Raw genomic sequence first — 22,984 nt, 5'->3', positions numbered from 1 at the left:
CAGGCGCATGGTCGCTGCCTATGTCGAGAAACTCACAGTGGACGACCTTGAGGCTAAGGGCTTCCTGCCGAAAGGCGCAGCAGAGTAGCTATGCTCGTCACCGTCAGCCGGGAGGAGTGGAGAGCGGCTCTCCGCATCGATGAACCAAGCACTGGCCATCGCGCGTCGGCACAAACCCTACCGCTGGGATTAACGACCCGTCGCACGCATTGCTGTACTTGCGGACGTAGAGGGCATAGGTGTTCGGGCCGGTGGTCAGCACCGCCGAGCCATGGTTCTGGATTAGCGCCTGCGTCTGTTGGCAGGTCATGGCGCGGGTGTCCGGCCTGGCCTGGGCGAGGGTTGTGAAGGCAAGCGTGACCGCTGCCGAGGTCAACGCAATCCGGCAAATGGACATGACGAGACTCCCGATGAGCCATTTGGTTGACAAACTCGCATGTCGCAGGGCAGCTGTGCAATGGCGGCTCCAAATCGGAATTCCCGACTGGGGCAAGACAGGATGGAAATCGATGCCCGCAACGAAACACCAGTGGAAGGCCTTCCGAGAAGAACTAAGCCAGCAGCTTGAAGATGAGCGCCGGTTTATCGCCAACGCCGAAGCAGGGAAAACCGGCATTTGGACCGTTGAGCCGGGCAAGGGAAAAGTCGACACCACCGCCGCTCATGTGGAGATATCGAGGCGGGCCGTCCAGGCCCTTGAGGGGGTAATTGCCAAGATCGATCAGGACCATCTGGCAGAGTAGCCCATGACCTTCTGGATTAACCTGATCGGACTTTTGTCGACCGGCCTCGCCGCGGTTTTTTGGCTTGTTGCGGCATCGATCCGTCTTCCCGACAATATCAACACGTTCATCCGAGAACTGCAGCGCGCTGGTCAGTGGAACGCCGCAGGCGGCATATCGGCCTGTGTTGGCTTCGCCTGTCAGGCGATACTTTTCTGGACAAATCTCAGCTGAGGTCACTTCACCGGCCCTATTGCGAACGCTCGACGGCCGGCGCGTCGTCATCGCGCCGGCCACTTTCAGCCCTCTCGTTCGAACGTTGGCTTCCAATCGCGATGGCGCGCCCGCTGCTGGCCTTCATAGTCTGGAATGCAAGTGAAGAACACCTGCCGGCGGTCTCGACCGGCAGCCTTGCAAGCTGAGCAAACAAAGAGCCCGACCAGGTCGTCATGCATCGAGCCGTGGTCACAGCCGAGCCTGTCAATCAGGGCCTAAATGTCGAGCTTCATCGATTTGCAGCACATCGGGTGTCCGCAATTCACATAGATGGTTTCGCGGGCGGCCAGGGTGTCGGCGAGGGTCTTTTGGGGCATGGCGATCTCCGTTGAAGGGTTCGCCGCAACGGGGAGGAATATAATCCTGATTTCGATGATAAGGGCAAGCGGATTGGTCGCAGCTCTGAGCGAAACAGCCCGCGACAGTCGCGCAGGTTCTCTTGAGGTTGAGCGGCAGGCATTTTAGGCCGCCTAGGAGGGAACAGGGAGACCTGTTTCGGTATCTCGAAAACCGCCATGGGATACGAAACAACGCACGGCGCAACGCTCTGGTCATAAGTGCGGCCGCGCCAATCGCCCCTCACCTAATGGTCATGGCTCTCGTCCAATGGAATGCGGTCGATCGGAATAATTCCGCCGGGTGGCTCGTTAGTCCCATAGAGCATGCCGGATACGGCAAAGTATCCGATGTCACTTCAACGAAGCTGCCAGACAGGCTGCTGCCGCTCTGGCTCAACTCGAAGGAGACCAGAGATGAAAACGGTTGTTTCGACCTCTTTCACAAGACGAAGCGTCGTCGCCGGGCTGGCCGTCGCCCCGATGGCTTTGGCGGCGGCCGATAATACCTCCGCGCAGGCCAACCAAACCACTCCTGAGAACAGTCTGTACGAGCGGCTGGGAGGCGTCTTCGCCATCGCAGCGGTGGTGGATCACTTCAGCGACGCCATCGTGAAGAACCCCATCGTCGGCCAGACGTCCGAGAACCCGCAGCTGCGCGAATGGCACACCAAGAACCTTGGAAGGCTGCCCGGCCTCAAGTTCATGCGCACGCTGTGGGTCTGCGACGTTTCTGGCGGGCCCTTCAAGTTTGTGGCCACCAAGCCCGGCACGACGCACCTTGGCCTTGAGGAAGCCCACCGGGATCTCCGGATCTCACCCGCGGAATTTGATGAGGTCGCAGCGGAACTCGGGCGGACCCTGGACCACTTCAAGGTTCCGAAGCCCGAGAAAACCGAGGTCCTGACAGCTTTCGCCGCCCACAAAGATGAGGTCACCGCCGGCTTCGTCAAGCAGGGCTGAAGCGCCTTAGGGTCGACTCAATCCCGCGGAGCCGGAGATGCGGAGTGTCGTTATCGATGATCGTGTAGCGGTCACCGCGCGGCGCAGCCGGCAGGCCATCGATGAAGAAGGGTGTGAAACCCATTTTCGGAGATTTTCGGCACTATGAACTTAGCCGTCATTTTCCTTGCTTTCCTTTTTGTCGCGGCACCGTTTTGGCACCGGCAGCGGCTGGACTGTAGTCGTCCGGAGAGGTCCGGAGACGTCCACGGTTATACGCTGTCCGATCCAGAAAAGAAGGCAATATCAAGCACTTGGATGGTCGCAGAAGTCCGAACTAGGCTGCATACGTCCGTACTGAATTGAGGCCTGTTAACCGGTTGGTCGCTGGTTCGAATCCGGCCCGGGGAGCCAACGCCCTTTCTACGCCAGGGCGCGCAGGAGCCCTCTGAACGCCCAGTAACGCTATGCGAGGCTGCGAGGATCTAATCTAAGTCGCGGTCGAATACTTTAGCCTTTGGCGGTGGCCAGGTTGGTGCTGAGTTCGAAGGCCAGTGTCGCGCCGGCCGATTAGACGGCATAATCGGCATGAAGTTAGAAATCACATTGATAAATGATCGGCCACCCCTTACCCCCTGTATCGGAGGGCGTCGACCAGAAGCGTGAAGGCGGCAGTATGCTGCCGCCGGCTTGGATAATAGAGGTGGTAGCCCGAATATGGCGGGCACCAGTCTTCCAGCACCCGGACCAGGCGGCCGTCCGCAATATGCTGGGATATCTGGTTTTCGAACGTGTACACCAAACACAAGCCATCGACTGCGGCATGCAAGAGCATCTCGCTGTCGTTGAAAATAACCGGTCCATTGACCCGGACCTCAAGTTCGACACCGTCCTGTTCGAACTCCCAGGCATAAAGGCCGCCCCCGGTGTTCTGGCGATAGCTTGCGCATCGGTGTTCGCTCAAGTCGCGGGGTGTCTGCGGGGCGGGATGATTGGCAAAGTAGGCCGGGGATCCCACGACTGCCATCCTGACGTCTGGGCTGATGCGGACCGCAACCATGTCCTTTTGCACCTGTTCACCCATGCGGATACCGGCGTCGAAGCGCTCTGCCACAATGTCGGTGAGACCTTCATCGACATGGACCTCAACCGTGATGTCGGGATAATTCTGCAGCAGTTTCGACAATACGGGCCACAGGACAGTTTGGGCGGCATGCCGGAACGTGGTGATGCGAATCGTGCCTGCAGGCTTGTCGCGAAGCGCGGTGAGCGCAGCAATTTCACTGTCGATATGGTCGAATGCCGGCCGCAGGCTGATAAGCAGCCTTTCGCCTGCCTCGGTCAGCGACAGGCTGCGCGTCGTTCGCGAGATCAACCGCACACTGATCCGTTGTTCGAGCATGCGCACCGCATAGCTGAGCGCGGATTGGGAGAGGCCGAGCTTCGCGGCCGCGCGTGTAAAACTCCCCTCCTCGGCAACCGCGATAAACACAGCCCATTCGCTGAAGTCGCCTTTTCTCACCTATAAACCTCATTTCTGTATCCATGAGGATTATGGCGGATAATCAGCATGCCTGTCTCGTCATATTTATGCTCCGCGCAGCCCCGACGGCACGAGTCAGCATCAGGACTGCCTGGTACTGCGCGGATTCCGAACGCCCCGATGGCAGCCGAGCGCCGACAAGGCGTTATCTGCCTTGCTCGCTGCCGGAACAGCAAGCAGCGAGCAGAAGCGGTCTGGCGTAAAAACGGCTACGTCAGATTGAACGGCAATTGACGCAGCGGTTTTCCCGTGAGCCGTGCTATTGCGTTGGCAAATGCCGGCGCCAATGGTGGCAAGCCGGGCTCGCCCATGCCCGTGGGCGGTTCGGCGCTAGGGACGATGTGGATGTCGAATTCCGGCACGTCCGTGATGCGCGCCACCGTATAGTCACTGAAGTTGCTCTGCTCGACGACGCCGTCCTTGAGCGTTATTGCAGAGCCTGCCAAGCACATCGACAAGCCCATGATCGCCGCGCCCTGTACCTGCGCCTCCACGGTCAGAGGGTTGACGGCCAGATTGCAGTGAACCCCGGCCGTGACCCGATGCAGTTTAGGCTGTCCATCGGCAACAGAGGCTTCCACTACGTAAGCGACCACTGAGCTGAAGGACTCGTGCACCGCCACACCCCAGGCCCGCCCCTCGGACAATTGCGTCTTGCCGTACCCGCTCTTGTCGACGGCCAGCTGCAATGCGTCACGATGGCGGATGTGCTGATCGCCGAAGAGCTGCATGCGGTAGGCTACAGGGTCTTGGTCGGTTGCACGCGCTATATCGTCGAGCAGGGTCTCCATCACATAAGCCGTATGGGTGGAGCCGACGCTGCGCCACCACAGAACCGGCACGTTGTCCTTGGGATGATGCACCGTCAGCCGCATTGGAAGCGGATAGGGAGCCCGCATGCCCTCCGTCGTGGCGGCGTCGATGCCGTTCTTCACCATGAACTGCTCGAACACGGTTCCGGTAAGTATCGACTGGCCGACGATGCTGTGATCCCAGGCCAGCACCTTGCCTTTATTGTCAAAGCCGATGCGGGCGCGGTGCAGGTGCAGTGGACGGTAGTAGCCGCCCCTCATATCGTCCTCGCGGCTCCAAAGCGTACGGATCGGTGCATTCAGCCCCGCCGACCTGGCGGCCTTGGCTATTTCGCAGGCCTCGACCACGGTGTCGGAGGTGCTGGAAAAGCGCCGACCGAAGCCGCCGCCCGACATCTGCACGTTAAGCACGACCTGTTCCGGCTTGAGGCCGAGCGCGGCTGCGGCAGCGGCGGCATCGGGTCCGGCACTTTGGCTTCCCATCCAGATCTCGGCACGATCATCGGCAAGCCGTACCGTGCAGTTCAGCGGTTCCATCGCCGCGTGGGCGAGATACGGGAACACGAACTCAGCTTCCAGCTTCAGCGGCGCCGTTTCCAATGGCACCATGTCTGAATCGAACTGGCGCGGGCCGGGCCGACTGGCCATCTCGCGATAGTGCGCGAGTTGCCGTTCGCTATCGACCTTTTCGACGGCAGATGTGTCCCACTCCACCTTAAGGGCATCGCGGCCCTGAGACGCCTGCCAATATCCGTCGGCCACGACGGCTACGCCCTCGGCACCGCGATCCAGCGGCACGCGCAGGACGGCCCTCACGCCCTTGACGGCGCGGGCTGCGCTGTCGTCCAGGGTGGCTATCTTGGCTCCGAAGACCGGAGGACGAGCCACCACGGCCGTCAACTGTCCCGGCAGCTTGAAGTCGATGCCAAAACTCTGTTGGCCGCTGCTCTTGGCTTGAGCGTCCAAACGCCGGGTGGGCTGGCCGATGATGCGGAAATCCTTGGGATCCTTCAGCGCAATCTTGTGCGGCACTGGCAAGGCCATGGCCGCTTCGGCAAGTTCTCCATAACCGAGCTTGCGGCCATCGGAGGCCAGAACCGCGCCGGCCTCGGTTCGCAGAGTGGACGCCTCCACGTTCCAGCGGGTCGCCGCGGCCGCCAGCAGCATGGCGCGAACACGAGCACCCAGTTCGCGATACTGCGTAAAGCTGTTCTTGATTGTGTTCGAACCGCCGGTAAGGTGTATGCCGAAGAGCGGATCGACATAGGCGATGTCATTGGTGCCGAGTTGGCTGCGCACCAGGTTCCAGTCCGCATCGAGTTCTTCGGCAAGGATCATGGGCAATGCCGTTTGGACGCCTTGACCGAACTCCAGCCGGTTGATTGTGACCGTAACCTCTCCATTGGGCGCGATGTGGACAAATGCAGAGGGCTGCTCGGTCGGCTTCAGACTGGCTGCCGCCTCATCGGCCTCGGACGACTGCGCGACGGCCAAATCAGGGAAAATGCCGACAGCCAGGCCGAGGATCCCCGTCAGCTTGAGAAAGCTGCGGCGTGGCATCGCCTGGACCGTCGTTGAACGGCCCCGTTCCAGGATGTGTTGCAGCGCACGAGGCAGCTCTTTGTGATCCATGTTGGGGAACATATGCGTCTCCTTCAGACGAGGGTGCTGGCGGCGTCGGCTATAGCGGCGCGGATACGGGCATAGGTTCCACAGCGGCAGATGTTTCCGGCCATGGCGGAGTCGATCTCTTCGGCGGTCGGCTGCGCGCCGGGCGACAGCGACGCGAGCAAAGCCGTCGCGCTCATGATTTGGCCGCTCTGACAGTAGCCGCATTGTGCCACGTCGTGCCTGACCCATGCAGCGTGGACAGCCGCGCCGACACGGTCGGTGCCGTCGGTTGTCTTTTCAATCGTGGTGATCCTGCCGCTTTCAACGGCGGAAACCGGTGTGCTGCACGAGCGGATTGCCTCGCCATCCAGATGCACCGTACAGGCGCCACAGAGCGCTGCGCCGCAGCCGAATTTGGTGCCGCTCATTCCGAGCGTGTCACGCAGGACCCAAAGGATCGGAGTTTCGGGGTCAACGTCAATCTCGTGCTCTCGCCCTTTGATATTCAGTGAGATCATGGCCGGTAGTTCTCCTGGGTTGCTCCACCCGAACAGGCTTGCCAAGCGGCCTGGAGCTTCCCGGCCGACTGAGACATTGGCAATTTGGTGACTAGCGCTAAAGCTAGCTCGCCGGGCGATGCTGGATTAGACGGCGCAATTTGCATGACCTTAGAAACGTGGTTTCTGAATACGTCGCACGGCGTGCGCAGGTCCATCATGTCGTTGGTCATCGGTGGTTCCTTCGAATCAGGTTGTGTCAGCAACCCAACCCTACCGAAGAACATCGNCATCATGTCGTTGGTCATCGGTGGTTCCTTCGAATCAGGTTGTGTCAGCAACCCAACCCTACCGAAGAACATCGATGACCGCCGCTACGCCGCTCGCTCGCTACAGCGCTGTTGAGGGCGCGCTCGCGAGCGGCTTCGCTACCGCCGACCTACACCACGCGGTGGGACACGACCGGTCGGTCGATTGGATCGACATGCCGCCGAGCTTGCGCGGAATGGCTGCCCTCTCCCCGGCGCAGTGGGCATAATTCCAACGGGATTCGCCGACGATAATGCGCAGTGAGAGAGGCGCAAACACGTACCCCGCCCGTGCATCCACAGAATGTGCTATAGTTATAGTCGTTCCACCGTCGATGAGAGGACAGATGAGCGGACCGAGCAATCCCAATCTCTGGCATCGCATTGAAGGCTACAATTTCGATCAACCCGGCATCAATCTACCCTTCTCGGCCAGGCTTGCCCGAGAAAACGGCTGGCCGTCGGAGTTTGCGCAGCGTGTCGTCGAAGAATACAAAAAATTCGTCTACCTGATGTGCGTCTCTGACGAGATGCTGACCCCTTCGCAGGAAGTCGATCAAGCCTGGCACCTGCACCTCGTGTACACCCGTAGCTACTGGGACAATTTCTGCCGTGGTGTGCTGGGCAGGGATATCCATCACGAACCGACCGAAGGCGGTGCTGCTGAAAACTCCAAATTCCACGATTGCTACAAGCGAACGAAGGACCGGTATCAGGAAGAATTCGGCACCATGCCGCCGTCCGACATCTGGCCGGGCGAGCAGCAACGCTTCGGGGACGCCGAGCGACACACGGTCGTCGAGACATCGCGGCTGCCATATGTCACGAAGAGCCAACTCGGCACCGCTGCCTTATGCCTTCTTCGTTTTGTGGGCAGGATGGAGTCTCGATTGGAATTCATCCGCGTGGATGTTGATTGTCGGAATGGCGGCATTCGTCGCCCTTACGCGCCTGCTTCCGGTCGGGCGGCCGCGAAGAAACAGACGGAACGCTAATGGCGGAGGCTGCGGCGGCGGCGGTGGTGGATGCGGTGATGGCTGTGGCGGCGGGTGTGGCGGCGGTGAATGAGCAGTTCCGGGCAGGTATGTCTCCTGCCCCGGCCATTCGCCTGGCTCGGCGCCACCCTAGGCGACCCCACCTCCCCCGCTCCCTGCGGCGCCGGCCATCTTTTCGCTAATGTAATGCATGTCGCGCAAAGCACGCCCTCGGGCAGGAACTGAGGGTGCGCAGCGGTTTGCAATAACGGCATGCGTAAACCCCAAGCGCGCCGCATGCGTCGCACGAGTCCATTCCAACGCAACGCGCCTCAGGCAGCTACATCGGTTAGGCAGTAACGCCACCGCGACCGGTTTTCTGTGCCGTCATCCAGGGCATTGCTGCAGAGACGTCCTCGAGGATCTTGGCCGATCTCGCGAAGCCGGCGAAGGCCTCGCGTGCAACTGAAATGGGAACCTGGCCATCATAGGCGCGCTGGCAGGCGCGGAACGCCGTGTCAAAGATTGGCCCTCTGCGATTGTTCGGCCATTCCTGCAGGAACTCGAAAGCATCAGCCAGGCATTCGATTTCTTCCACCATGAACTCCCCTTTCCTGACGAAAACAGGCCGGTCGAAAGTCCTGTCGTTCATTAGAACCTCCATTCAACTGAACGAGTGTTTGAGCTTCCAAGAGAGCCGTGAGCGACGGCTGCGGAAAATATGTGAAGCGCACTTTTTGCTGTCAAGGAACGGCCAATTCGGGACTGAAGCAAACCTCCTCGCAGGACAGGGACCGCATGCGGAACGTCGCTGTGTAGCGCTGCAACCCGCAGCCGAGGACGGGCGAACGCCATCGCTCCCGATGAAACCGAACTCTCGCAAAGGCCGTCGGCAGCATTCGTCACGCCGGAAGGCCCGGACAACAGCAGAAAGCCCGCGCCCTCGGGGAGAAGACGCGGGTTGACCGGAGCTACCGATCTCGCAGCATTGTATGAGGGGACAATACTACGCTGCTGGCACTAAATTTTCCTCGCAGGACAGTGTTCCAGCCTCACAGGCTGGCACAGGCAAAAAAAGCCCGCCATACCCGCAGGTGCGACGGGGCGATCAAGCGGTCAAGCACGGCTTGGGGGGCTGAGATGTGCCCGGTGCGCGCGGACCGAGAAAAATCATTCGCGTGCCGGCTGCCCGGCGTCTACCAACCGCCAGTTGGAAGGGTGGGCCGAACGGAGAGCCCGCGCCTCTGCTGGAACAAGGACACGGCCTATTCGGCGCGCTCGCTGGCTCAGTCCGGCGCGCGCCTGGACGCGGCTTCCGCGCCCGGTCAATTCGCTTGGAACAAAACATTCCAGAGGTGGTTTTCCCCATGAAGGGACAGACTTTTCGAAGGAGACGTCTCGTGAAAAAAGTTCTGATCACCAGTATGCTGGCCATAGGCGTTGGCTGTGGCGCAGCATTCGCTCAGGAACAGCAGCCGGCCCAAAGCCAGTCCGGCACCGACTGCCCGGCCGGCTCGGCCGGTTGCCCGGAAGGTGCGATGGGCGAACAGGGTAAGGCCGGCGCCACCACCGAGCAGCAGACTCAAGGCGAGGCCGGCGCCACAACCGAGCAACAGGCTCAGGACAAGGCTAAGACCCAGACCGAGCAGCAAACCCAGGGCGAGGCCGGCGCCACAACCGAGCAACAGGCGCAGGACAAGGCCAAGACCCAGACCGAGCAGCAGACCCAGGGCGAGGCTGGCGCCACGACCGAGCAACAGGCGCAGGACAAGGCCAAGACCCAGACCGAGCAGCAGACCCAGGGCGAGGCCGGTACCACCACCGAGCAGCAGACTCAGGGCACTACTCAGTCACAGGATGAGACGGAGACCGGCGCGATCAGCAATGTGACCGTTGAGCAGAAAACGCAAGTCACCCAGATCCTCAAGCAGGAAAAGGTCGAACCGGTTGCCGACGTCGACTTTGACATCTCAGTCGGTGTCGAGGTTCCGCGGCAGAGGGTTGAACTGCGTCCTCTGCCACGGCGAATCATCGAGATCGTCCCGGCTTACGAAGAGTACCAGTATTTCGTGTTGGCCGATGGCCGTATCGTCATCGTCGACCCGGATACATTCAAGATCGTCCTTATTCTGACCTGACGCCCTAGTTCGGGCTAATCGAGGGGTCCGCTGCTCCACGGCGGACCCGTCGTCTGCATCGACCAGTCTCCTGCCACCGAAGGCACGGCTATTACGCCTGTTCAACTGACAGGCTTTCTGCGTGTCGAGGTTCCTTCCAGCCGCTTCCCAACTGGATTACATCTGGACGACGTCCTCCCTGCTCAAAAGGCCTGAGATAGGACTTCGGTCTGGCCGGCTGCCGACCATGGGCTGGCCCAGGCAGTGCTTTGGTCCGGGACCGCTATGGCAAAAGCCTGAAATGGGGGAGTTTCTAGGAACCGAGCTCCTGCAGGCGTCGTTGCGATGTCGACACCGTGACAGGAGGCTGCAACGGACCCCAGCATTCACCAGGCACGATGGCTGCTTTTTCCGGTACTTGGCCTAGTGTTCGGGGTTGCAGCCGTTGGGCTTTTCATCGGCTGATGAGGTCCACCGATGAAGGCAACGCACTCGCGCAGTCATGAGTCCCTTCCTGCGCCAGCGAGACCCACCGGTTTCTCCCCTTGAGACTGGTGGGTCTTGACACAGCCCAATGATGGCGAAAGCGTGATAAATTGGTGCAGAGTACAGAGGATTGAGTTGGGCGAAGGAATGACTTGGGCAAAGGATTCCTGGGCGAATTCGAAATAGGTAGAAATGCAACCTGGAGCGTGACGGTCAAAGGATACTCTGGCGTGCTATTGGCAAATTCATTGGTCCCAGACGCAATACGGCCACAGCGCCCGAAGCATTGTGAGACAAGAGTTCTCGCCAGTGCGCGGCCTGCGCGTCCTCATTCGCAGCGCAGACTCAAATCTCTTCGAGGGCTTCGCGTCGCCATCTGCCTAAGCGCATCGGCCTTGGTTCTCGTAGTGAGCCCCTACCGTGTGGCACAGGACGGCCTGTCCCTGACGCTAAGCCCACAGGCCGCCTGGGCACAAGGGAACTCTGGGAAAGCTGGGAACTCTGACTCCGGCAACTCTGACTCCGGCAACTCTGACTCCGGCAACTCNCCGCAGACCCAGGAAATGCCGCAGACCCACAGGATACGGACCCGATCGGCAACGCGGACGAGGACGAAGCAAAAGCACTGAACGTCACGCCGCCGACAAATCCGGCTACCGCGCTAAATCCTGGCAACAAGCCCAAAACATATATCAACGCGACCACTGGAGACCGGGTGGAGGTGCGCGGGGCAAGCGTGGGTGTGGTGCATTCCAACGGGCTGAGCGAGCGCATCGACGGCGGCCATTATGAGATGCGCGATGCCATGGGCCGCACCATCATTCGGCGGCAGGCAAAGAACTCCGATCGGCCAAGACTGCTCCGGATGATCGAGTGAAGGCGCGTTCCACTGACCGCAAGGCTGTCTTGCTTCATGCAGGATGGCCGACAGGCGGATGCTGATGCTCGGTCGCGTCGCGCAATGTCATCGCGGCTTCGGTCCGGTTGCTCACATTGAGCTTGGCCAGAATCCGCGTCATGTGATGCTTTATGGTTTTCTCGTGCAGGTTCAGCTGAAGACCGATCCGCTTGTTGCTCAATCCCGCGGCAACGAGCGTCAGGATCTCTCTTTCGCGACTGGTGAGTTCGGCCAGCACGTCGGGTTTCTCGATCGCGGTTGATTGGCTCGACAAGTCGACCAACACGCGCGCCGACAATTGCGGGCAAACATACCGCTCGCCCATCGCCACCGTGCGCAGTATGGCGGCCAGGGTTCTCGACCCGACACCCTTCAGGACGTAGCCTCTTGCCCCGCTCTGCAAGGCGGTCATGACGTGCTGGTTTTCCTCCGAAACGGTCAGCATCACGATTTTCAAATCCGGGTGCCGCTCCAGAGCCGGCTCGACCGCGCTGAGGCCCCCTCCAGGCACCGAGATGTCCATCAGCAGAATATCGAGTTGCTGGTCTTCCGATATCCGCAAGGCGTCATCTCTACTGCTGCCTTGGGCAACGATCTCGAACCCGCCGATCTGCTCGAGGGTGCGCACAACGCCTTCCCTGAACAGCGGATGGTCGTCGACAATGGCGAGCTTTATGGCCGCTGCCATCACGCCTGTCCTATTTCGACTGTGTTGAGAACCATTTTCACCACCGTGCCATTCTGTGAAGATGTTACGTCAAATTGGCCGCCGAGGCTTTCTACCCGCTCACGCAGCCCGATGAGCCCCAGCCGTTCAGGGTGGATGATCTTCGGGTCGAAACCTGGGCCGGTGTCGGAAACCTCGATAGAAACGCGCTCCCCGTCGAAATGTTTCGCGACCGATTGACCGGCACCCCCGGCATGGTGGAAGCCGTTGTTCAGCGTCTCCTGAATGAAGCGAAAGATGCAGATCTTGGCCGCTGGCGACAAGGGTGTGTGGTTCCCGGTCATGGACAGCATCACTTTGACGCCGGTCCGCTCTTCGTGCGCTCGCACGGCAAGCTCGAGGATTTCCGTCAACTCGGCGTTCTCGACATGCGGCAGCATAAGACCCTTGCTGACATTCCTGATTTCTCGCATCGCATCGTCCAGATTCGCTTTGACCACCTGCAATTCCCGCGCGCGCGCCGCAGCCGGCGTGGCAGGATCGGCTAGCACGGGGCTGTCAATCCCTAGCGCAGCGAGGGCAACCAGTTGCGCCGGCCCGTCGTGCAGGTCAGCGCCGATCCGCCTGAGGTAACGCTCGTTAAGTGCCGTGGCGCGCTGCGAAGCACGCTGCACCCGCAGCCTCAACATTCTGTTTTGAGCAACCAGGCCGGAAAGTTCGGCAATGCGCTGCTTCAAGGAGCGGCTCTGCGAACGAATCGTGCGGCTGCCACGAAAAACGATCACCGAAAGACCGAGGAAAAAACCCGCGGTGACGGCTGCGACATCGAACCAGGTCCGAACCAGTGCCTGCCGGAGATCCTTCTCAAAATCGGTGGCGATCTCGTCGAATTCCAAAACAGCCACGACTTCGCCCGACCATGGCTGAAGCATCGGGTTATAGATTTCAAGAAGATGCAGGCCGCTGTCCCTCTCAGCCTGGTTGTCATAGTGCCTGTCCAATTCAGCAACCATGTCGCCGGCGAATGCGGCCCGGAGATTGTCGCTGAGTGGAAAGCGCTTCCCGACCAAATTTTTATTGGTCGAATAGAGGATGGTGCCATCGCGGCGCCATAGCTTGACCGATTCGAGCCTTTTGCCGAGCGCGCCTTGTCCCAGCGTTTCATCCAGCGCGTGCGCAACGCTCTCGTCCAGCATCTCGCTCCTGCGCATGTCGGGAAGCAGCGGCGCGATGACGCTGTCGACGTAAAGAGCGGTAGAGGCGGCCGAGTTCCGGGTGACCGCGGCTTCAATCTGGCTTGTCACGGACATTCCCACCACGATCATCGCCGACAGCGAAAACAGCCCGCCGGCGAGCAGAAACTGAGTGGCCAGCGACAGTGCATTCCACCGATCGAGCAATCTTGTCGGTCTGTATGGCGCCATATCTCCACCGGCCCGGTCGGCGGCGCGTCGCGCCAGCGGCACGATTCGAGAGAACCAGCCAATCTGTCGTCGAACGACGCTAAGTGACGCCATCTTTGATCTGCACCGATCAATAACAAGGAAACCTAGGGCTTGCGGGCTGGACGAAAACCGCAACCTTGCGGTTTTTTGCGCAAGCGCCACTGCCATGGTTGAGCGAGGCAGCAAATATGACGGCTCAACCACGTGCTGCCGGCACCGGTCGCCCCTGGCAGCGCGGCGGAAGGTGCGGCGTCTTTCACTTCCGGTCGCGCAATGCTCTCACCGCTTGCGTAAGGGTCATCCGATCGTTGCCGTTCTTTTTGATCAGCCTGCTGACCTGGCTGGGCGAAACGCCATTTTCTCGCGCGAAATGCTCCACCTCGTAATACTGGTCCACCGACAGGCGGTCGCGGTCGAGAAACGATCGATCTTTGTTGTTGTCGTCCATTTCCGTTTTCCCACTAAAGCTCGTTTGAACATTGGACGCAAACGAGGGACCACCCGCCAAATCGAGGAATGGCGGGTGGTCCCTTATCGGCGCAGGAAGGGACTTAGCTGCGCAGATATCTTCGTCCATCAGCCACATCGTTAAGTCGGTCGTTCATCAGCTGACGACTATTCCAATTGCCAGGAAGGCAATGGAGACAGCGAAGACCGGTGCAAGTAGCCAGCGGGCTTGGTGAACACTATTCTCCATCGATTCCTCCCGTGACGCACGGCGAGCAACGAGTGCTGGCAGTCGTGGTTCCGGGCCACACGCCATCATCGCCCTTTGCGCACGACAATTCAGACTTAGGTCCAGCGGCACGGCGTCACTGGTCGGACCGAAGCCCAGCCGCGGAACGTTTGCAGCTGTCTCGTTGTTGAAGGTGAGCTTGGCGCGACGAAGATGCGTCCCAGCGCAAGACAGCTCATCAGGAAGGAAAAACTTATGAGAATGCATCTTTCCACTGCAGCCGCAGGATTTCTGCTGCTGGCAAGTGTCGGCGCCGTGGCTGCCCAGGACGTGATCATCCAGCCCGAACAGGAGACCGTCATCAGGGAGTATGTGAAAAAGCAGCCGCTCGCCTCGGTGAACCTGCTTGGCGTGGAGCTCAATATCGGCTCGGCGCTGCCCGAGACGGTCGAGCTTCATGAAGTTCCCGACGTCCAATATCGCTACGTCGTCGTCGACAATCGGACCGTTCTTGTCGATCCAGGCACACGCAGGATCGTTAAAATCATCGATTGACTGAAATGGCCTGGGGAGGAGACGCCGGCCGCTTGGACGCGGCGGGCGTCTTGCCGTTCCGCTGTCGCCTACGGTTCAAAGCGCCTACGGTTTCATAGCGCCCATGGTTCATAGCAATTGAAGCGTGCAGTCGGTGCGCCCCGAAACCCGCGGCATCGTCCTTTGGGGCGCGACGCGTCAGACTTAGGTCCTACGCAAAGGCCTGCCGAATCGGACCGAAGCCCAGCTAAGGAACGTTTGCGGCTGCCTCAAGTTTGGGTAAGCAAGGCGCTGATGCCGTCCAGCGCAAATGGGCTTACAAGTCACAGACATAAAGGAGGCAGTTATGAGAATGCATCTTTCCACCGCAGCCGCGGGCCTTTTTCTGCTGGCCAGCGTTGGCGCTGTTGCCGCTCAGGACGTGATCATCGCGCCTGAACAGGAGACCGTGATCAGGGAATATGTGAAAAAGCAGCCGCTCGCATCCGTGGAACTCCCTGGGGTGGAACTCAATATCGGTTCAACGATACCCGAGACGGTCGAGCTTCACGAGGTTCCCGACGTCGAGTATCGCTACGTCGTCGTTGACAATCGCACCGTTCTTGTTGATCCCGGCACACGCAAGATCGTCAAGATCATTCAGTGACCTGAACGCGAGGGGAGGAGACGCCCGCCGCTTCGAAACGAGCGGCGGGCGACTATGCGATGGGCAGTGTCAAAATGCGAACAATCAGCAGACTTTTCGATTCCCGCGACCAGGCAGCGTGTGCCGTTGCCGCGCTTCAGGCAGCAGGAGTTTCTCAAGAACAGATCAGCGTCATCGGACCTTACGACGACGAAATCAGGGCTGTCCTGCGCGGTCCGGGCGGTGCCGCGCTTGGTGCGGCCGCTGGTCTGTTAATCGGCCTGGGTGCTTTTGAGGCCACCGGCATTGATCCTGTCGGAGCGGTGGCTGGCCTAACTCTTGTCGGTGGGGCCTGCGGCGGCTTTGCTGGTGGGCTTCTCCAGGCATCTGCCGATGTTGCCAGACAGCCGGGTGAGCCGAATGTTGAACAAGGCGTCATTTTCGTGATGGCGCAGGTCGATGAAAATCAGGCCGATACCGCACAGGCAGTGCTGGAAAATCCTGTTCGCGTAACGCAACTCGTGGCCACAGCCGGCTGAGATGTGTCGGGAGGTTAGCGCCTGACTCCTTCCCGGCTTATCGCCGACGAAACGCATTCACATCGGCACTTCCCGCTGAGCTATCAGTTTTCCCTGTGACGGTTCACGAGGCGGGAAGCGTCTGCTCGACCAGATTGACGTAGTAGCGCAGCACGGTCGGCACGATCTCGTCATTGAAAACGTAGCGGTTGCCGTGCAGGCCCTCGCCGGGCCCGACGTCGCCGACGCCGATCCACGCGTAGCAACCGCCTGCCTCGCGGATCATGAAGGCGAAATCCTCGCAGCCGAGGCTCGGGCTGAACTCGGTCGTGACGTTCTCGCTGCCGACGGTGGCGGCGGCTGCCGCGATGGCGCGGGCCGTGGCGTCAGCCGTGTTGATGAGCGGCGGATAGCCCTTCTTGTAGTCGAGCGTGGCCTTGACCGCATGGGCTGCGGCAATGCCGTGGGCGATCTCGTCGATCAGCTTCTCGCAATGATCGGAATGACCGGGCTCGAAAAACCGGCAGGTGCCTTGCAGCCACACCCTGCCCGGCACGATGTTGCCGACATTGCCGCCGTGGATCTGGGTGAGGCTGACGACCAGCGCGGTTTGCGGATCGACCGAGCGGCTGACGATGCGCTGAACGGCCTGGACAAAGGCGCCCGCGGCCAGGATCGGGTCGTCGCCGAGCTGCGGCATGGCGGCATGCGCGCCAAAACCCTCGAAGGTCAGCTCGAAATTGTCGACGGCCGCCATCTGTGCTCCAGCGCGAGCGGCGATCGTCCCCTGCTCCAAGCCCGGCCAGTTGTGGACGGCATAGATCGCCTCGACCGGGAAACGCTCGAACAGGCCGTCTTCGATCATGCGCAGGCTGCCGCCTTCGTTTTCTTCGGCTGGCTGGAAGACGAAGTAGACGGTGCCGTCGAAGGCGCGGGATTGGCTGAGCAGGCTGGCCACGCCGAGCAGCATGGCGGTGTGGCCGTCATGGCCGCAGGCGTGCATCACACCCTCGTTCCTGGACGCATAGGGCAAGCCGGTCCTCTCCACGATGGGAAGCGCGTCCAGCTCGGCCCGAAGACCGATGGCGCGTGTGCCCGTGCCGCTGCGCAGGACGCCGACGACCCCGGTGCCGCCGATCCCCTCATGCACTTCATCGAAGCCGAAGGCGCGCAGTTTCTCGGCAATGAAACGTGCCGTTTCGTTCTCGTCGAATCCGAGTTCGGGATTGCAATGGATATGGTGGCGCCAGGCGATGACCTCTGGTGTCAGAGCGGCGATCGGGTCATTGTGCAGCATGATGCTCTCCTTCCGCGCCGGCAAAGCGCGGGTTTGATCCGCTGGATCACGATTAGATGGTCGCACAACAGGCGTCTTGAACCAGATTGACCGCTGCAGGGACAAAAGCCGTGGACGCGACAGAGGCCAGGAAATACTGGCGCCATCCCTGCTTCCCTGAGCTTGGCCTGTTCAAGGCGCGCTTCACGCAGCATCGCTATGAGCTGCACACGCACCCAAGCTATGTGATCGCGCTGATCACGGCCGGCTGCGAACGCATCCGCATCGGGCGCCACAAAATAGTCGCTCCGGCAGGCACCATTGCCGTCGTCAATCCCGAGGAGTGGCATGACGGGGAACAGGGTGCGGATGAGGGCTGGGCCTACCGGACGTTTTATCCTCCGGTGCCGCTGATGGCGGGGCTCGCCCGCGAGCTGGGCAGGGCTGACGCTCCGGTCTTCTCACGTCCGAATATCGAAGACAGCGATCTCGCCGCAGCGTTGATGGCAGCACACCAGAGCTCGACGTCCCAGGACGCGGCGCAAGCCGAGACGTTGCTGCTCGTCGCCTTGAGACATCTCATCGTTCGGCATGGCGATTGCAGCGGGCGGGTAGAGGAGATCGAAAGCTCGGGATCGCGACGGCGGTTCTCACTCTACGAGGAGCTTGTCGAAAGCGACCTTGGCTCGCAGTTCGACCTGCAGCGGCTTGCCGACGCCGCGCGCGTCACCCGGTTCCAGGTCATCCGGGATTTCAAGAAAGCGATTGGCCTGACGCCTGCAGCCTATATCCGCGACCGGAGACTGCGTCACGCCAGCTCATTGATCGAACAGGGGCTCGGCCTCGCAGAGGCCGCCATTGCGGCAGGTTTCGCAGACCAGAGCCATCTTTCCCGTGCGTTCCGGACCATGCATGGCATGACGCCAGGCATGTTCAGGAGAGGCAAAGCTCCCGAACTAAAACGAGTTCACATCACATCGACATGAGATGATCGGGCAGTGGCCGGACCACCAATGTCGGCGCCAATCGGTTCCCGGCGCAAGCTTGCGTTGTCATTTCGCCGCCGCCTCCACCCGGTCCGCAGCGGCGGCCAGCACGGCGCGGTCGCCCTCCTCGTACAAGCGATGGATCGAGATGGCGCTGACGCGCCAGCCTTCGGGCGTCCGCACCAGCCGGTGCAGATAGCTGGCGCCGACCGTCCAGAACCGCGTGTCGATCCAGTGGCTAGCGCGAACATGGCTGCGCGCGACCGCGTCGTTGCCCGCGCCTTCGACAACGATGTTGGTGATAAGATGCTGGGTGGCGTCGAAGCCCGGCAGCAGGCCTTGCCACTGAGCAATCAGCGCGTCGCGGTCGCTGGTCGCGGCCTCGCCACCGAAAAGGCTGGTATAGTCGGTCGTGACGCGGGTCGTGAAATAGGATTTTACCCGATCCCATTCGCGCAAATCAGCATAGAGGCCGATCCCCGCCACCGCCTCGGCGATGGCGGTCTTGTCTTCGCTCGTCAGCGCAGCCGTGGACTGCATGGTGCTCAAGGCGGGCAGAGCGGCAAGCGTCGCGGCAAAAACTGCCGAGGCCAAAACAAACCGGCGAGTGACAGGGCTCATTGTCCCGCCTCCCCTGCACTGCCCAGCGTGGCGCGGAAATGCGCGGCAACGGCGTCGCTCGCCGACTTTACCGGCGCAGCGCGGTCGTAGAAGTCGAACTGGGTGACGTTGTCGAGCCACAGCTGCTGCTTCGTCCCGGTCAGCCGCGCATAGAATTTGCGCGCGCCCTGCGGGATGGCAGCCGCCTCGCTGTGCACCATCAGCAAGGGCTGATGTAGGCGCCGGGCAGCCTGGATCGCATCGAATGTCAGCCAGCCGCGCCAAAAGGCCGGGTCGGCCTCGTTGCGCCAGGCCGGGATCATGCCGCGACCAGCCTCTGTATAGTAAGGCATCTTGAACATGATCGCCCGCTTGTCGGTCAGGCTGGCGGCGGGCAGGAATGCCTGTTTGCCGGTGCGGCGATAGGCGGCCTCGGCCGCATCGCCCGCGGCTTCAAGCCTGGCAATGCCGTCCTTGCCGCCATAGGTCTGCTCGACCACCTCGGCATCGTGCAGCCAGGGCGCGACCAAAGCGACCGACTTGATCGCGGCATTTTTGGCGGCGGCAGTGACCATGTAGCCGGAGCTGGCGCAAATGCCGAGCCCGCCGATGCGGTCCTTGCTGATCTCGGGCCGGGCCGCGAGATAGGCGACCGCCGCCTCGATGTCGGCGACCTTGGCGCTGGGGTCCTCATACTGGCGGCGGGCGCCGCCGCTCTCGCCCCAGCCGCGAAAATCGAAGGTCAAGGCGACGAAGCCGCGGTGGGCCAGCTCGCGGGCGTAGCGGGCCGGCATCTGTTCCTTCACCGTCATCCAGGCACCGGTCACCACCAGCGCGGGTCGAGGTCTCGCCGGGTCCAGATCCTCGGGCAGATAGAGGTCGCCGACGATCTGCTCACCGTGCGCGGCGAAAGCAACGCGCTCGACGCGCGATGCGGCGAAGGCGCTTGAGCCGAGGGCGACGGCGGTTGCCGTGGCCAGCGTCAGGATTTTCAACATCGTAAATCTCCTTTGGCCTGGAGCGAAAAGCGCGGAGCGACGGATTAAAGGCCGCCGTCTCAGCGGTCATCCGCCAGTCGGCCGGGCAGTGGCTTCAGCTTGTAGTGCGTCCAGTAGAAGGTGTCCGACTGGTACATGTCGGTCAAGAAATTCTGCGCCTCGGCGATCTTGCCGTCCTTGATGCGAAACATCAGGGCGAAAAGCTGGTCGATCTCGGGACCCGAGCCGACGTTCGACCAGCCGCGATGGATGTCGACGACGAGATCGCCCTGCGCCTGGAAGAAGATCGGCTCAGCCCTGAATTTGCCGTCGGCCAGGCCACGGAAGAAGGCGACCACTTCCTCCGGCCCGCGCTTGTCGCCGGCTAGCGGATGGTGGCCGGGAATGCGCCACACGATGTCGGCCGCCAGGAAGGGCCGAACCGCCTCCGGGTTCCCGGTCGCATAGGCTGCGTAATAGTCCTTGATCAACTGGATGTTGCGGTCTTCCTGCGGGCCGCCGTTGGCGGGGGCGGCGGACACCGCCAGGAGAGCGCCGGCGGCGAGCGAAGCAAGCCTGGTCATTGGTCCTGTCTCCTTGCCTTTCGGGCCGTCGAGACAGCGAAGCCCGTTCGTCGGGCCAACATGACGCTTTTGGTTAACCGGAAAAACCCGTATAGTCCGACAAGGCTATTTGGAATATCCTCACAATGCGACTCGACCAGTTCAGCGGCATCGTCGCCTTCGTGAAGGTCGCGGAGGCAAAAAAGCTTCACCCGCGCCGCCGCCGAACTCGGCGTCGCCCCGGCCTCGCTCAGCGAGGCGGTCAAGGGCCTCGAGGAGCGTCTCGGGTTGCGGCTCCTCAACCGCACGACCCGCAGCGTTGGCCTGACCGAAGCCGGCGCCCATTATTTCGACCACGTGCGCCCAGCGGCTGAGGAGATCCGGGCGGCCGGCGCGGCACTGCGCGAGACCCGCGACCGCCCCGCCGGCACGCTGCGCCTGAGCCTGCCGTGGATCGCCGCGCCGCTGCTGATCGAGCCGCTGATGGGGCCGTTCATGGATGCCTACCCGGAGGTGCGGCTTAGCCTGATCTTCGACGACAATTTCGTCGATATCGCCGCGCAGGGCTTCGATGCCGGCCTGCGGATCGGCGAGCTTCTCGAGAAGGATATGATCGGCGCGCGTCTGGGCGGGCCGTTGCAGACGGTGGTGTTGGGCAGCCCCGACTACCTGGCGCGTAACGGCACGCCAAAACGACCCGCCGACCTCGCTGCCCACCGCTGCATCGCCTTCGCCTTCACCCGCACCCGCGCCATCTCGCCCTGGGAGTTTGTTGTCGATGGACGCCAGGTCGAGTTCACGCCCGACGCACGTCTGGTCGTGAACACACTGCCGCTCTGCATCACCGCCGCCGCGCAAGGGCTTGGCCTGGCCTTTGCCGTCGAAGGCCTCGCTGCGCCGCTTCTCGCCTCAGGCGCGCTGGTCAAGGTGCTGGAGCCTTTCTGTCCCACCTACGAACCGCTCCACCTCTATTATCCCAGCCGTCGCCTCGTCCCGCCAAAGCTGCGGGCGTTCATCGATTTCGTCCGCGCCAACGCCCACAATTTGCGGATCTGATGCGCCGCCGCAAAACCAGCCATGACGCATATCGGCGAGCCGGTCCGGCTCACCCCAGGCGCCGACCATCTGCCGGATGGCGGCGTTGAGGCGGTTGAAGGCGTTGATTGGCCGCATTGCAAACCGCAACAACCCGTCGCGTTGAGCCAATAGTTCCGGCTTTCGCGGCACGGGGCCCGATGCTAAGGGCTGCAAGTCTTGAATCAGCAACGGATCGCCCTGTGACCGACACCGAACGCACTCGCCTGCCGCTGATCGAAATCTGCGTCGAAGGCATCGATGGCCTGCTCGCCGCGCAAGCCGCCGGCGCCGACCGGATCGAGCTCTGCGCCAGCCTCGTCGAGGGCGGCGTCACACCGAGTTTTGGCATGGTGCGCGCAGCTCTCGAACTGGCGACGATCCCATTCCACGTCATCGTGCGGCCGCGCGGCGGCGATTTTCTCTACAGTGACGCCGAGTATCGTTCGATGCTCGCCGATATCAGCGCGCTGCGCGAGCTTGGCGTGGCCGGTGTCGTCGTCGGCTGCCTGAATGCCGACGGTACCATCGACGAAAAGCGGATGAGCGAATTGGTGCAGGCGGCAGGGCATTTGAACGTCACCTGCCACCGTGCCTTCGACATGACACGCGATCCGACTGATGCGCTGGAAGCGCTGATCCGCAGCAAGGTCGGCCGCGTGCTGACCAGCGGCCAGCGCGACACCGCTTTGGAGGGCGTGGCCCTGCTGGCGGACCTCGTCCGACAGGCGGGGAAGCGCATCATCATCCTCGGCTGCGGCGGGCTCGACCCGAACAACATCGCCGAGGTGCGGGAAAGAACCGGACTGACCGAAATGCATTTCGCCGCACTCAAGGACGTGCCGAGCGCCATGCGCTACCGCAATCCGCGGGTTGGCATGGGCGGCACCGACCTCGACCGCGAGTACCGCAACACGGTGACCGACGCGGCGCTGGTGGCGTCGACGATTGGGGCGGCGAAAGCATGATCGCGAAGGAAGAAAACAAACGGGCACGCCTGCCGATCGACCGGGTTTCGTCGCAGGACGAGCCTGCCATCCTCGCCCTCAACAACGAACACGCGGCCGAGTTGTCGTGGCTTGAGCCGGAACGCCTGTCCTTCCTGCTCGGCGAAGCGTTCTATGCGCGCCGCATCGGCGCGCTTGAAGCCTTCATCATGACCTTCGACCAGGACGCCCGCTACGACAGCCCGAACTTCCTGTGGTTCCGCGAGCGCTATCCGCGCTTCGTCTATGTCGACCGCGTCGTCGTTGCGGGAGAAGCGCGTGGCCGCGGCCATGCCCGGCGGCTCTATGAGGATCTGTTCGACCATGTCTCGCGTGCCGGCCAGACCATCGTCACCTGCGAGGTGAATGCCGAACCGCCCAACCCGGCTTCGGATGCCTTTCACGCAGCGCTCGGCTTCGTCGAGGTCGGCGACGCGGTGATCCACGGCGGCAAGAAAGCGGTGCGCTACTATACCAGGCCGACCACCGGCTGAGGCCAAAAGCCAACCGCTCGACCGGCCAATTGTCGATGCTGG

24 protein-coding genes and 1 pseudogene are annotated in these 22,984 nt (G+C 61.7%); 12 read left to right on the top strand and 13 right to left on the bottom strand.

The features are described from left to right. Positions 1-103: 103 nt before the first annotated feature. Positions 104-397, bottom strand: a complete 294-nt coding sequence (locus tag X738_RS83920; protein ID WP_084833955.1) for a hypothetical protein — start codon at positions 395-397, stop codon at positions 104-106. Between the two features lie 154 nt (positions 398-551). Continuing rightward, a complete protein-coding gene (locus X738_RS85570; protein ID WP_156942748.1) occupies positions 552-1,019 on the bottom strand; it encodes a hypothetical protein in 468 nt (155 codons plus the stop codon). Between the two features lie 731 nt (positions 1,020-1,750). Here X738_RS85570 and X738_RS77845 point away from each other — a divergent pair. Beyond that, positions 1,751-2,296, top strand: a complete 546-nt coding sequence (locus X738_RS77845) for a group I truncated hemoglobin (protein ID WP_023803636.1) — start codon at positions 1,751-1,753, stop codon at positions 2,294-2,296. A 607-nt stretch (positions 2,297-2,903) separates the two neighbouring features. Here X738_RS77845 and X738_RS77840 read toward each other — a convergent pair. The 3 genes from X738_RS77840 to X738_RS77830 all read right to left on the bottom strand — a co-directional run bounded on the left by X738_RS77840 (position 2,904) and on the right by X738_RS77830 (position 6,759). Next, the gene (locus tag X738_RS77840; protein ID WP_023803634.1) at positions 2,904-3,797 is read right to left on the bottom strand and encodes a LysR family transcriptional regulator; all 894 of its coding nucleotides are present in this window, start codon (positions 3,795-3,797) and stop codon (positions 2,904-2,906) included. Between the two features lie 230 nt (positions 3,798-4,027). Further along, entirely contained in the window at positions 4,028-6,274 is a 2,247-nt protein-coding gene (locus X738_RS77835) for a xanthine dehydrogenase family protein molybdopterin-binding subunit (RefSeq protein ID WP_023803633.1), read from the bottom strand. Between the two features lie 11 nt (positions 6,275-6,285). Further along, positions 6,286-6,759: a (2Fe-2S)-binding protein gene (locus X738_RS77830; protein ID WP_023803632.1), complete on the bottom strand. Its 474-nt coding sequence runs from the start codon at positions 6,757-6,759 to the stop codon at positions 6,286-6,288. A gap of 634 nt (positions 6,760-7,393) precedes the next feature. On the opposite strand from X738_RS77830, the gene X738_RS77825 reads away from it, so the two are divergent. Beyond that, positions 7,394-8,041, top strand: coding sequence for a glycine-rich domain-containing protein (locus X738_RS77825; RefSeq protein ID WP_023803629.1), 648 nt, complete (start codon positions 7,394-7,396; stop codon positions 8,039-8,041). Between the two features lie 328 nt (positions 8,042-8,369). Here X738_RS77825 and X738_RS77820 read toward each other — a convergent pair whose 3' ends face one another. After that, a complete protein-coding gene (locus tag X738_RS77820) occupies positions 8,370-8,672 on the bottom strand; it encodes a DUF982 domain-containing protein (RefSeq protein WP_023803628.1) in 303 nt (100 codons plus the stop codon). A 748-nt stretch (positions 8,673-9,420) separates the two neighbouring features. Between X738_RS77820 and X738_RS77815 the strand changes: the two genes are divergently transcribed. Then, positions 9,421-10,158, top strand: a complete 738-nt coding sequence (locus X738_RS77815) for a DUF1236 domain-containing protein (RefSeq protein ID WP_031256959.1) — start codon at positions 9,421-9,423, stop codon at positions 10,156-10,158. A 1,186-nt stretch (positions 10,159-11,344) separates the two neighbouring features. Continuing rightward, entirely contained in the window at positions 11,345-11,500 is a 156-nt protein-coding gene (locus X738_RS85565; RefSeq protein WP_156942746.1) for a hypothetical protein, read from the top strand. 34 nt (positions 11,501-11,534) lie between these two features. Here the strand turns inward: X738_RS85565 and X738_RS77810 are convergent, their stop codons facing one another. The 3 genes from X738_RS77810 to X738_RS87915 form a co-directional block, all read right to left on the bottom strand. Then, the gene (locus tag X738_RS77810) at positions 11,535-12,209 is read right to left on the bottom strand and encodes a LuxR C-terminal-related transcriptional regulator (protein WP_023803625.1); all 675 of its coding nucleotides are present in this window, start codon (positions 12,207-12,209) and stop codon (positions 11,535-11,537) included. After that, the gene (locus tag X738_RS77805; RefSeq protein WP_031256957.1) at positions 12,209-13,612 is read right to left on the bottom strand and encodes a sensor histidine kinase; all 1,404 of its coding nucleotides are present in this window, start codon (positions 13,610-13,612) and stop codon (positions 12,209-12,211) included. Before X738_RS77805 ends, X738_RS77810 begins: the two co-directional genes overlap by 1 nt. A gap of 277 nt (positions 13,613-13,889) precedes the next feature. Beyond that, positions 13,890-14,210, bottom strand: coding sequence for a DUF3606 domain-containing protein (locus tag X738_RS87915; RefSeq protein ID WP_236376641.1), 321 nt, complete (start codon positions 14,208-14,210; stop codon positions 13,890-13,892). Between the two features lie 354 nt (positions 14,211-14,564). On the opposite strand from X738_RS87915, the gene X738_RS77795 reads away from it, so the two are divergent. From X738_RS77795 to X738_RS77785, 3 genes are all read left to right on the top strand, one after another. Next, positions 14,565-14,864: a DUF1236 domain-containing protein gene (locus X738_RS77795; protein ID WP_027156174.1), complete on the top strand. Its 300-nt coding sequence runs from the start codon at positions 14,565-14,567 to the stop codon at positions 14,862-14,864. A 325-nt stretch (positions 14,865-15,189) separates the two neighbouring features. Then, the gene (locus X738_RS77790; protein WP_031256955.1) at positions 15,190-15,489 is read left to right on the top strand and encodes a DUF1236 domain-containing protein; all 300 of its coding nucleotides are present in this window, start codon (positions 15,190-15,192) and stop codon (positions 15,487-15,489) included. 59 nt (positions 15,490-15,548) lie between these two features. Beyond that, positions 15,549-16,007, top strand: a complete 459-nt coding sequence (locus X738_RS77785; RefSeq protein ID WP_023803620.1) for a hypothetical protein — start codon at positions 15,549-15,551, stop codon at positions 16,005-16,007. 103 nt (positions 16,008-16,110) lie between these two features. On the opposite strand, the gene X738_RS77780 is transcribed toward X738_RS77785, so the two are convergent. Then, entirely contained in the window at positions 16,111-17,283 is a 1,173-nt protein-coding gene (locus tag X738_RS77780; protein ID WP_023803619.1) for an amidohydrolase, read from the bottom strand. A gap of 110 nt (positions 17,284-17,393) precedes the next feature. On the opposite strand from X738_RS77780, the gene X738_RS77775 reads away from it, so the two are divergent. Then, a complete protein-coding gene (locus X738_RS77775; protein ID WP_023803618.1) occupies positions 17,394-18,248 on the top strand; it encodes an AraC family transcriptional regulator in 855 nt (284 codons plus the stop codon). 66 nt (positions 18,249-18,314) lie between these two features. Here X738_RS77775 and X738_RS0144460 read toward each other — a convergent pair whose 3' ends face one another. Genes X738_RS0144460 through X738_RS77765 form a run of 3 tightly spaced genes read right to left on the bottom strand, consistent with a single transcriptional unit; the run spans position 18,315 to position 20,409 of the window. After that, positions 18,315-18,869 carry a nuclear transport factor 2 family protein gene (locus X738_RS0144460; protein ID WP_023803617.1) on the bottom strand — a complete coding sequence of 185 codons (555 nt, stop codon included), beginning with the start codon at positions 18,867-18,869 and terminating at the stop codon, positions 18,315-18,317. Continuing rightward, positions 18,866-19,846, bottom strand: a complete 981-nt coding sequence (locus tag X738_RS77770; protein ID WP_023803616.1) for an alpha/beta hydrolase — start codon at positions 19,844-19,846, stop codon at positions 18,866-18,868. The genes X738_RS0144460 and X738_RS77770 overlap by 4 nt, the downstream gene beginning before the upstream one ends. A gap of 59 nt (positions 19,847-19,905) precedes the next feature. Next, positions 19,906-20,409: a nuclear transport factor 2 family protein gene (locus X738_RS77765; RefSeq protein WP_023803615.1), complete on the bottom strand. Its 504-nt coding sequence runs from the start codon at positions 20,407-20,409 to the stop codon at positions 19,906-19,908. Positions 20,410-20,595: 186 nt separating this feature from the next. Here X738_RS77765 and X738_RS88585 point away from each other — a divergent pair. The 4 genes and pseudogenes from X738_RS88585 to X738_RS77750 all read left to right on the top strand — a co-directional run. Beyond that, positions 20,596-20,715, top strand: a pseudogene (locus tag X738_RS88585) (LysR family transcriptional regulator); the annotation flags it as partial. Positions 20,716-20,745: 30 nt separating this feature from the next. After that, the gene (locus X738_RS77760; RefSeq protein WP_280811802.1) at positions 20,746-21,444 is read left to right on the top strand and encodes a LysR substrate-binding domain-containing protein; all 699 of its coding nucleotides are present in this window, start codon (positions 20,746-20,748) and stop codon (positions 21,442-21,444) included. A 179-nt stretch (positions 21,445-21,623) separates the two neighbouring features. Continuing rightward, positions 21,624-22,430 (top strand): copper homeostasis protein CutC, encoded by an 807-nt coding sequence (locus tag X738_RS77755; RefSeq protein WP_084833953.1) that lies wholly within the window; start codon positions 21,624-21,626, stop codon positions 22,428-22,430. Continuing rightward, a complete protein-coding gene (locus X738_RS77750) occupies positions 22,427-22,942 on the top strand; it encodes a GNAT family N-acetyltransferase (RefSeq protein WP_023803610.1) in 516 nt (171 codons plus the stop codon). Before X738_RS77755 ends, X738_RS77750 begins: the two co-directional genes overlap by 4 nt. The last annotated feature ends 42 nt before the right edge of the window (positions 22,943-22,984 follow it).

Source organism: Mesorhizobium sp. L48C026A00, from assembly GCF_000502375.1.
Classification (GTDB): domain Bacteria; phylum Pseudomonadota; class Alphaproteobacteria; order Rhizobiales; family Rhizobiaceae; genus Mesorhizobium; species Mesorhizobium muleiense.
The sequence above is the reverse complement of the archived record's forward strand: the minus strand, read 5'-3'. Positions and strand labels throughout refer to the sequence as shown.

Bases quoted from the DNA above. Each gene is read 5' to 3' on its own strand.
- X738_RS87915 (WP_236376641.1), bottom strand. From the start codon at position 14,210: ATGGACGAAGATATCTGCGCAGCTAAGTCCCTTCCTGCGCCGATAAGG.
- X738_RS77755 (WP_084833953.1), top strand. From the start codon at position 21,624: ATGCTAAGGGCTGCAAGTCTTGAATCAGCAACGGATCGCCCTGTGACC.
- X738_RS77825 (WP_023803629.1), top strand. From the start codon at position 7,394: ATGAGCGGACCGAGCAATCCCAATCTCTGGCATCGCATTGAAGGCTAC.
- X738_RS77830 (WP_023803632.1), bottom strand. From the start codon at position 6,759: ATGATCTCACTGAATATCAAAGGGCGAGAGCACGAGATTGACGTTGAC.
- X738_RS77820 (WP_023803628.1), bottom strand. From the start codon at position 8,672: ATGAACGACAGGACTTTCGACCGGCCTGTTTTCGTCAGGAAAGGGGAG.
- X738_RS77790 (WP_031256955.1), top strand. From the start codon at position 15,190: ATGAGAATGCATCTTTCCACCGCAGCCGCGGGCCTTTTTCTGCTGGCC.
- X738_RS77780 (WP_023803619.1), bottom strand. From the start codon at position 17,283: ATGCTGCACAATGACCCGATCGCCGCTCTGACACCAGAGGTCATCGCC.
- X738_RS77805 (WP_031256957.1), bottom strand. From the start codon at position 13,612: ATGGCGCCATACAGACCGACAAGATTGCTCGATCGGTGGAATGCACTG.
- X738_RS77770 (WP_023803616.1), bottom strand. From the start codon at position 19,846: ATGTTGAAAATCCTGACGCTGGCCACGGCAACCGCCGTCGCCCTCGGC.
- X738_RS77810 (WP_023803625.1), bottom strand. From the start codon at position 12,209: ATGGCAGCGGCCATAAAGCTCGCCATTGTCGACGACCATCCGCTGTTC.
- X738_RS77835 (WP_023803633.1), bottom strand. From the start codon at position 6,274: ATGTTCCCCAACATGGATCACAAAGAGCTGCCTCGTGCGCTGCAACAC.
- X738_RS77750 (WP_023803610.1), top strand. From the start codon at position 22,427: ATGATCGCGAAGGAAGAAAACAAACGGGCACGCCTGCCGATCGACCGG.
- X738_RS77785 (WP_023803620.1), top strand. From the start codon at position 15,549: ATGGGCAGTGTCAAAATGCGAACAATCAGCAGACTTTTCGATTCCCGC.
- X738_RS0144460 (WP_023803617.1), bottom strand. From the start codon at position 18,869: ATGAGCCCTGTCACTCGCCGGTTTGTTTTGGCCTCGGCAGTTTTTGCC.
- X738_RS77765 (WP_023803615.1), bottom strand. From the start codon at position 20,409: ATGACCAGGCTTGCTTCGCTCGCCGCCGGCGCTCTCCTGGCGGTGTCC.
- X738_RS83920 (WP_084833955.1), bottom strand. From the start codon at position 397: ATGTCCATTTGCCGGATTGCGTTGACCTCGGCAGCGGTCACGCTTGCC.
- X738_RS77795 (WP_027156174.1), top strand. From the start codon at position 14,565: ATGAGAATGCATCTTTCCACTGCAGCCGCAGGATTTCTGCTGCTGGCA.
- X738_RS77845 (WP_023803636.1), top strand. From the start codon at position 1,751: ATGAAAACGGTTGTTTCGACCTCTTTCACAAGACGAAGCGTCGTCGCC.